Here is a 4,947-nt window from a genome sequence, read left to right on the forward strand (position 1 = left end):
CCCCCACCCTCCAACCGCTCATGCGCCTCCACAGCCCGAGCAGCCGGCAGCACCTCGGCGACCCGCGGCGTCAACGTCCCACTCTCCACCGCGTGTCGCAACTGCTCCAGCTTGTCGAACGACCGGTACTCCGAGAACACCATGATCTGCACGAACTCGATCCCCCGAGCCCCGTCGCCCTGCCACCCACGCACGTCCAGGAACACTCCCCCGTCTCGAACAGAATCGACGACGACCCCACGCTGCACCGCAGCATCGGCGAGCGCATCGACCCCATCGGGCATAAGCACACGCACCGCGGCAGCGAACCCATCACCACGCGGCACGATATGCGCCGGCCCGAGCGACCGCACGAGCGCCTCGTCCGCCGGGGCAGCATCAGCGATGACGGTCAGCCCAGCGGCGACGGCGAGCTGCACCACGTAGTTCCCGAGCAGCCCGGCAGCGCCGGTCACGGCGAGCGTGTCCCCACGCGACAGCCCCGCGAGCGACAGGATCTGCAACGCGGTCAGCCCGTTCATCGGCACCGTCGACGCAGCCTCGATCGACGTCCCACGAGGGATCCGCGTGAACGACCCCACCGGCGCCACGAGCTCCTGCACGTACGCCCCACCGTGCGTGCTGAGCGGCAACGCGATCGCCATGACCTCGTCGCCGACCTCCCACCCGGTGACGTCGGGCCCGACCTCGTCGATGACGCCGGCGGCGTCCATCCCCGGCACGTACGGCGGCGAGGCCTGCGAGCTGTCCCGCTGCCCGGCACGCACCCCCGTGTCGGTCGGGTTCACGGCGAACGCCTGCACCCGGATCCGCACGGATCCCGCACCGGCGTGCGGCTCCGGCACCTCGTGGACGGCGAGTGCCTCCGGCCCTCCGAACTGTTCGACTCCGACGACCTGCATCCTCCCGGTCTACGCGGACGTTGCTTGACGCAACCTGACGCGACCCACCATCGGACGGGAGGCACGGTGCCAGTCCGCCACGGGCCTCCAGACAGAAGACGGTGACGTCCACTGCGCGTGGTGCGCCATGCTGACAGCGTGCGTTTCGACGAACTCCTCACCCGGTCCGACGGTCCCGCGATCGCCGAGGAACTTGCCTCCCTCCGCCGCCCCGCCCGGTACGTCCTCGAGGGCATCCACCAGGAGCCCCGGCAGAAGTACTGGCAGTTCCGCGTCGACATCGACGAGCCCGCACAGACCTGGACGCTCGTCCGTCAGCGCGCCAAGCCGGTCTCCTACCGGGACGGCGTGCTGCACGACCCCGACGACGGTCCGCACGAGGTGTCGTTCGCCCGGAGCATGGTCTCCGCTCCCGTCGTCCGGATGGCCGTGCCCGACCTGATGCTCCGGTGGGGTCGCGGCCCCGAGAGCTTCCACCCGATCCTGGTCGAGCACATCGGCGAGCACTCGATCCTGGTGACGTTCGAGCACCGCGGGGATCCGGCGACCCGCACGACGATGGTGATCGACGAGGGCGACGGCATCGCCCGCCGCTTGTCGGAGTACGGCGAGGACACGATCATCACGAGCGTGCGGACCGCCGAGCCGGACGAGGTCCTGCCCCGCGCTCGCTTCGCCCAACCGACGGACTGGATCCGCCCCGAGTACTGAGACGGTGACGGTTCCGGTTCACGATCCCCGATGATCGCGAACCAGAACCGTCAGCGCTCCGGCACGAGAACACCACCGCCCGCCGAGAACGCGGGGCCCTCGGCCTCGAGGACGGCCCGGGGATCGCGGCCGTCCGAGGCGTCCGGCCAGCGCAACCCCGGCGCCACGGTGCCACTCCCCTGCAGGACCCGGTGTGTCCTGCGGATGTGGGTCCCCGCCAGGTGCGCGCCCACCGCAGCTTGCAGCGTGGTCTCACGGACGTCCATGGTCGCTCCCCGGCCGGATGAGTGACCGTTCTGCACCGGCCCACGCGATGAGCGCCGGGTCGTGGGTCGCCACGACGACAGCGCTGCCCGATGCACGCAGCGCGTCGAGACCGCTGCGGACGCGCGCCGCGCTCTCGGTGTCGAGCGACGCGGTGGGCTCGTCGGCGAGGACGAGTCGTGGCCGCTGCGCCAGCACTCGTGCGACGGCCACTCGCTGCTGTTCGCCGCCGCTCATCGTCCCAGCACGAGCATCCCGCCGACCACCGAGCCCGACGATCAGCAGCGCCTCGTCGATCCGATCGCTGAGTGCCGCCCGGGTGACGCCACGGGGCCGCAGCACCCGCAGGTTCTGGGCAACGGTCCACTCCGGCACGACGGCGTGGTCCTGCACGACGAGGCCGATGGTGTCTCGGCGCAGTCCACGCCGCTCCCCCTCGCTCGCCGTGTGCAGGTCAGTGCCGTCGACGACGACCCGACCCCGCGGCGGTCGTTCCAACCCGGCGAGGCAGCGGAGCATCGTGCTCTTCCCCTGTCCGGACGGTCCGCGCAGGGCAAGGGCGTGTCCGGCGCCGAGCTGGAACGTGATGTCGTTCCAGAGCGTCCGCCCGGCGATGTCGTAGCCGATCCCCTCGATGCTGAGTCGCTGGTGCTCGGTCATCGGCGTGGCCTCTCTCGGTGGTGTGTGGCGGCGAGCAGGACGGACAGCGCGACTGCGGTGAGCACGCCGACTGCCCCGGCCGTGCTGGCAGCGAGCAAGGCGCCGCTGCCGGCACCGGTGCCGTCGTCGCCGACGAGTACGGTCACGGCGGTGGTCCCGGCGGCGATGCCGCTCGCGACGAGCACGAACCGCGCGTGCTGCACCGCGGGATGCCGGCCGACCAGGAATCGCAGCCGTGCTGCTCGTCGATGCCGCGTCCGGTGGTCGGCGATCAGGGTGGCGGCAGCGAACAGGATCGCGAGCACCGTCCCGGCCGAAGCGGCGAGGATGACGGCGCGGGACGTCCGGACGGCCGCGAGCGCTCGTTCGAGCACGGCACCGACCCGGTTGATCTGCGTGACGACGTCGAGCAGGTCAGCGTCCGTGAGTTGCCGGACGAGCGCGGTCCGGTCGGCGAACCGGACCTCGCCGTTCCGGGTCGCGGTGCCGAGTCGGTTCGGCGGCAGGTCCCGCACGTCGGTCACCACGATGACGGGCACGTCCGCGCCGGTGGTGGTGCGTGGCAGCACCCAATCGATCCAGCGGTCAGCGGCGGCGACGATCGGTGCGGTCGATCCGACGACCTCGGTGTGGATCGGGACGACTCGGGGCGCTTGGTCGTCGTCCACCTCCCAGCCGTCGTCGAAGCTCTCCCGCACGCCGTCGGCGATCGCGTCGATGTCGGTCGCCATCGACTCGGGGACCAGCACGGTGACACCGTCACGATCGTCCCCGACCAGCTGCTCCGCCCGGTCTCCGGCGACCAGCAGCGCGTCCTGCATGAACGTCGTCTGCGCCAGCTCGGCGGTACCGGTGGCGAGGGCAGCCAGCGCAACGCGCCCGAACGCGTCCTCGTCGGCGATTGAGGCCATCCCGACCCCCAGGACCACGTCGTCGCCGTCGGCGGCCTCGGAGCGCAGCGATCGCTCGAGCTCGGAGGCCGTCCGCTCCTGCTCGACGAGGCCGCTGGTGCTCACGGTCAGGATGCTGACGAGTGCGACACCGCACAGTGCCACGACGGCCGGGCGCCAGACCGGGGCCGCGAGGCTCGTCCACCTGCGGCGGCCGACGACGGAGCAGACGACGTGGAGTCCGACGACACCGACGAAGGCGGCGGGGAGCATCACTCCGGCGAGCCCGACGCTGAACGACCAGATCATCGGCGATGCCCCGCGGACGAGCAAGTAGACGGCGAGCGCCCCGCACACCACCAGGGAACAGACGACGAGCAGCCCCGCTGTCTCGAGGGCTTCACGAGCGGCGATGCGTTTCGGTGACCATCCGGCGAGTCCGCGGAGCCGCTGTCGGCTGTCCCGCCGGTCCGACTCCGCGACCACGGCGATGACGACTCCGAGCGCGATGCACGCCACGATCGCCAGGACGCCGGGCTGCCCGATCACCGCTGGTGCCAGTACGCGGACCGTCGGGGTCGCGTCGACGAACTCGAATTCCGCAGTGCGCAACGCGTCGAGGAAGGCACCGACTTGCACGGCCGATCCGTCGACCGCGTACGACCAGACGATGACGGCGTCACCGATGTCGCTCGCCGGCCGGTCGACGACGTTCCCCCAGAACACCGGCGCTGGGACGGAGCCGGCGAACGAGTACGCGGTGACGGTGTCCGGCGCGCCGGAACGATCCGGCACGACGAGGGCGAGCGATACGTCGTGTTCCTCGGCCAGTTCCGTGAGCTGCTGGATGTGCTCCTGCTTGGTCGGACCGAGCGGCAGGTCGACCATGTCGATCGTCGTCCGGCCGGTGAGGTACCCGCTCGCCTCACCACTCCCGACCACGAACACGATCAGGCCGACGAGCAGGAGCGGTACGGCCGCCACCGCGAGGACGGTGGTGGCCGCGAAGTTCCGGATCAGTAGATCGCCCAGAAGGCCTGATTGCCCCACAGTGCTTTCGGGCGGCTCGCGCCGGCGATCTTGCCCTTCGCGATCCGTCCCGACGACTTGGTCACGCCGGAGGACTTGACCGAGGTGCTGTGGGTGTACCGACGGTTGTCGTAGGCGGAGACCACCTGGTGGCCGATCACGCCGTACGACCACGTGCCGCCGCCGACGACGGTCGTGGCGTCGGTACGGAGGTCGTCGGCGGACGCGCTGCCGCCACTGGCGGTTGCGTCATCCGGAGCAGCGTGTGCGACACCGGTGCCGAGGACACCGCACAGCGTTGCCGCCGCGATGACGGCCGAGAGCTTTCCGAAGCGCTTCATGGAAGGGCCTTTCTGCTGGGGAACGGGGGCCGCGTCGGCCCCGCACCGAGCCAAGCAGAGCAACGCCAGAATCTGAAGTTCCGGATATCTCGAATACGACATGCTTGCGCCCTTCCCACGCCATCCCCCGATCGGAGGATGCAGCACCAC

At 70.8% G+C, this 4,947-nt stretch carries 6 protein-coding genes; 1 reads left to right on the forward strand and 5 read right to left on the reverse strand.

The window, feature by feature from the left end:
- On the reverse strand, window positions 1–902 hold a 902-nt coding region (locus tag GVL05_RS19465; protein WP_159574213.1), incomplete at its 3' end, for an NADP-dependent oxidoreductase.
- A 138-nt stretch (window positions 903–1,040) separates the two neighbouring features.
- Between GVL05_RS19465 and GVL05_RS19470 the strand changes: the two genes are divergently transcribed.
- The gene (locus GVL05_RS19470) at window positions 1,041–1,613 is read left to right on the forward strand and encodes a hypothetical protein (protein ID WP_159574214.1); all 573 of its coding nucleotides are present in this window, start codon (window positions 1,041–1,043) and stop codon (window positions 1,611–1,613) included.
- A 50-nt stretch (window positions 1,614–1,663) separates the two neighbouring features.
- Here GVL05_RS19470 and GVL05_RS19475 read toward each other — a convergent pair whose 3' ends face one another.
- The 4 genes from GVL05_RS19475 to GVL05_RS19490 are packed head-to-tail and all read right to left on the reverse strand — an operon-like array spanning window position 1,664 to window position 4,797.
- Entirely contained in the window at window positions 1,664–1,879 is a 216-nt protein-coding gene (locus tag GVL05_RS19475; RefSeq protein WP_123672529.1) for a hypothetical protein, read from the reverse strand.
- The gene (locus GVL05_RS19480) at window positions 1,866–2,537 is read right to left on the reverse strand and encodes an ABC transporter ATP-binding protein (RefSeq protein ID WP_159574215.1); all 672 of its coding nucleotides are present in this window, start codon (window positions 2,535–2,537) and stop codon (window positions 1,866–1,868) included. Before GVL05_RS19480 ends, GVL05_RS19475 begins: the two co-directional genes overlap by 14 nt.
- Window positions 2,534–4,411: a hypothetical protein gene (locus tag GVL05_RS19485; RefSeq protein WP_159574216.1), complete on the reverse strand. Its 1,878-nt coding sequence runs from the start codon at window positions 4,409–4,411 to the stop codon at window positions 2,534–2,536. Before GVL05_RS19485 ends, GVL05_RS19480 begins: the two co-directional genes overlap by 4 nt.
- Before the next feature lie 32 nt (window positions 4,412–4,443).
- On the reverse strand, window positions 4,444–4,797 hold the full coding sequence (locus tag GVL05_RS19490; RefSeq protein ID WP_159574217.1) for a lactococcin 972 family bacteriocin: 354 nt from the start codon (window positions 4,795–4,797) through the stop codon (window positions 4,444–4,446).
- Window positions 4,798–4,947 lie beyond the last annotated feature (150 nt).

This window comes from Curtobacterium sp. 18060 (assembly GCF_902706105.1).
Taxonomy (GTDB): Bacteria; Actinomycetota; Actinomycetes; order Actinomycetales; family Microbacteriaceae; genus Curtobacterium.

What these genes read in the sequence shown, in the direction of transcription:
- GVL05_RS19475 (WP_123672529.1), bottom strand. Translation starts at nt 1,879, where the DNA reads ATGGACGTCCGTGAGACCACGCTGCAAGCTGCGGTGGGCGCGCACCTG.
- GVL05_RS19480 (WP_159574215.1), bottom strand. Translation starts at nt 2,537, where the DNA reads ATGACCGAGCACCAGCGACTCAGCATCGAGGGGATCGGCTACGACATC.
- GVL05_RS19490 (WP_159574217.1), bottom strand. Translation starts at nt 4,797, where the DNA reads ATGAAGCGCTTCGGAAAGCTCTCGGCCGTCATCGCGGCGGCAACGCTG.